Annotated in this window: 3 protein-coding genes; all 3 read right to left on the bottom strand. The window is 56.0% G+C overall.

All coding sequences use genetic code 11. The annotated features are described in order from the left end of the window. Positions 1-425: 425 nt before the first annotated feature. Genes Q0482_RS00045 through xseA form a run of 3 tightly spaced genes read right to left on the bottom strand, consistent with a single transcriptional unit; the run spans position 426 to position 2,581 of the window. Positions 426-1,304 carry a polyprenyl synthetase family protein gene (locus Q0482_RS00045; protein WP_299141857.1) on the bottom strand — a complete coding sequence of 293 codons (879 nt, stop codon included), beginning with the start codon at positions 1,302-1,304 and terminating at the stop codon, positions 426-428. Then, a complete protein-coding gene (gene xseB, locus Q0482_RS00040) occupies positions 1,261-1,527 on the bottom strand; it encodes an exodeoxyribonuclease VII small subunit (protein ID WP_299141854.1) in 267 nt (88 codons plus the stop codon). Before xseB ends, Q0482_RS00045 begins: the two co-directional genes overlap by 44 nt. Next, complete coding sequence (xseA, locus tag Q0482_RS00035) at positions 1,517-2,581, bottom strand: exodeoxyribonuclease VII large subunit (protein WP_299141849.1); 1,065 nt, start codon at positions 2,579-2,581, stop codon at positions 1,517-1,519. The genes xseB and xseA overlap by 11 nt, the downstream gene beginning before the upstream one ends. Positions 2,582-2,890 lie beyond the last annotated feature (309 nt).

The following is a 2,890-nucleotide window of genomic DNA, read 5'->3' as shown; positions in this document are numbered from 1 at the left end:
ATAGCGGTGAATTGGCCACCTCCGGTGGCCACCCCCTATCCGGCTGCGCCGGACTGCTCCACGGGAAAGCGTCTCACGTGATTTTCGGGTTGCTACCGCTCCCCTACAAATCACGTTCGCTTGCCACCCCTATTCAGGGGGCAGAATAGGTTTCTCTATGCTTTCCTGTAGAGTCATGTGGCACAATGTTGAGCGTCCATAGTGCCCCCTGAACAGGGGGGAAGGTGGTGGCGCAGCCACCAAAGGGGGCCGCTTTTCCATCGCCCGCCAGGGCAGTTGTAAAGGTTTTATAATAATGGCGTCCTTTCATTATTTAGAGGACGCCCACCAGAACCCTCGGCCCCACTGGGGCCGTCAAAACTGAGAACCCTCGGGGCGAGAGCCCCGTCAAACCTCTGAACCCTCACGCCCGCAGGGCGTGTCCCTCACTTCTTCCTATGCACCATGAGTTCTATGAGCTCATAGAGAATTGTACTATCAAAAGGCAGTTTTGCCAATGCCTCTTTTGCCAGCGCTGCTTCTTCTTCCGCAAAGGCTTTGGCCTTTTCCAGTCCCAGGATGGTGACGAAGGTGGATTTATGGTCCTTTTCGTCCTGTCCGGGCATTTTGCCCATGTCTTCCAGATTTCCTGTTTCATCCAGAAGGTCGTCGGTAATCTGGAAGAGGAGGCCCAGGTGGGTGGCGAAGGTTTCCAGGAGGAGTCTTTCCTTCATCGCCGTTCCTGCAATGGCGCAGGCCATGGAAACGGGAGCGGTGAGGAGGCAGCCTGTTTTGCAGGCGTCCAGTGTTTTGAGTTCGGAGAGGGTCAGCTGTTTCCCTTCCGCTTCCATGTCATGGGCCTGACCACCTACCATGCCTTCCGGGCCGGCGGCGCGGGCGAGGATGTCTATGAGCTGCACCCGGATTTCCGGGCTGATTTCTTTCTGCTCCGCCAGGAGCTGGAAAGCGAATGTTAAGAGTCCGTCGCCTGCCTGGGTGGCCATGCCGGCGCCGTAGACTTTGTGGTTGGTGAGCCGGCCGCGGCGGTAGTCATCGTTGTCCATGGCAGGGAGGTCGTCATGAATGAGGGAATAGGTGTGCACACATTCCAGAGCGCAGGCGGCGTCCACATAGCGGCTGCTGTCCACTCCTAAAGTGTCAAGCACGGTAAGGAAGAGGAAGGGCCGGATGCGCTTTCCCCCTGCCAGAAGGCTGTAGTTCATGGCGTCGTAGAGGGTCTTGTGCTCTACCCGGTCCGCTTTCAAAAGGACCGCCAGCCTGTCATTGATGAGTTTCTGTTTTGTCTTCAGCGCTTCCCGAATCATAGGGTTCCATCTCCTTTTCCAAGAGTTCCTCTGTCTTTTGTGAAATCACCGTGAGCTCGCCGTCCACTTCATTCAAAATGGAGAGGCAGTGGGCAGCGGCTGCCATGCCCTCTTTATAGACCGCGGCGATTTCATCGATGCCTGCGTCACCGGAAGAAATCCGGCGGGCCGCGTCTTTTAAAACGTTCATGCTTTCTTCAAATGTGAGCGATTTATTGTCCATGTCCCCCGCTCCTTTCCTGCATAGTGATGAGCGTTTCCAGTACATCCCGGTACCGGGATTTCAAATGTTTTTCCTTATCCCTGTCAAGAGAGAGCATGAGCGATTGGATTTTAAGCCGAAGATTCCTTAGACGCTCCGGGGAAATCCGATTTCTCATGGAAACCAGAATCCCTGCGATTTCCTCTCTCTTTTCAAGGAAACGGGATTTTCTTTCCTCATCCAGCTCCCTTACGGCCCCCGAAAGCAGGGTAAGCCAGGCCTTTCGTTCAGGAATGGCGATTTCCGCCGCCTGGGTAGGCGTGGAAGCCCGGCGGTCGGCAGTAAGGTCCGCCAGCGTGGTGTCCGTCTCGTGGCCTAGGGCGGAAATCACCGGCAGGGGACAGGAATGAATGGCATCCAGCAGCACCCTTTCATTAAAGGGCGCCAAATCATCCTCCGCTCCCCCGCCCCGGGCCAGGATGATAACATCCGGCCGATCAGAGGCTCCGGCAGCTTCGGAAATCTTTGCCGCCATATCCGCTGCCGCACCCGCTCCCTGTACGGACGTGCTGTAAAGGGTGTAACGGACGCAGGGATTCCTCATGCGCCCCGTCTTTACGATATCATGCACCACGGCGCCGCTTTCCGACGATACGATGGCTATGTGAAATGGAAAAGGCGGAAGAGACTTCTTCCGGAAGGGGTCGAAATAACCCGCCTTCTCCAGCTCCCGCACCATATCTTCCTTCTCTTCCAGACGGCTGCTCTTCCTCACATCCAGAATGCGCTCCACGAAAAGAGAAGGCCAGCCGGAAAAGGCATTGTAACGGATATCCCCCACCACCGTGGCCTCCATGCCGCTCTCCAGATTCCGGGTAAGAAAAGCATTCCCCATCCTGCCGATGACGCAGAAAAGACGGGACTCCTCCCCCAGAAGGGTGAAATAAGTGACGCCGGAGAAATGGGAGTGCACAGAGGAAATCGTCCCCCGCACCGCCACATGGCTGAATATATAGTCCTTTTTCATGCGCCCCGCCAGAAGACGGCCGCATTCGCTTACAGAGTAGATTTTCATGATTTTGGGATAAGGTTCTTAAGATTGACCGGCCTTACGGCCGGAGGGTTCTTAGGTTTGACGGGCCCTTTGGGCCCGAGGGTTGTGGATAGCCGCCTACGGCGGCTATGAATTATAAAGTCAGCGTTACGGGAATCCCTTTTGTGTCACCAAGGGTACATGACGAAGAGCCAGAGCCTCCTTCCTTTGGAAGGCAGAAGCCCTGCAGAGGGCTTCTGAGCCGGGCTCTTATTTGAGCATAACCTGCACATAAAGCGAACACCTTAATGCCCGGCCGTTGGTGTCGCCGCAGGCGACGGAGGATAGCGG

Source organism: uncultured Dialister sp. (assembly GCF_937959425.1).
In the GTDB taxonomy this organism is placed as follows: domain Bacteria; phylum Bacillota; class Negativicutes; order Veillonellales; family Dialisteraceae; genus Dialister.
The sequence above is the reverse complement of the archived record's forward strand: the minus strand, read 5'-3'. Positions and strand labels throughout refer to the sequence as shown.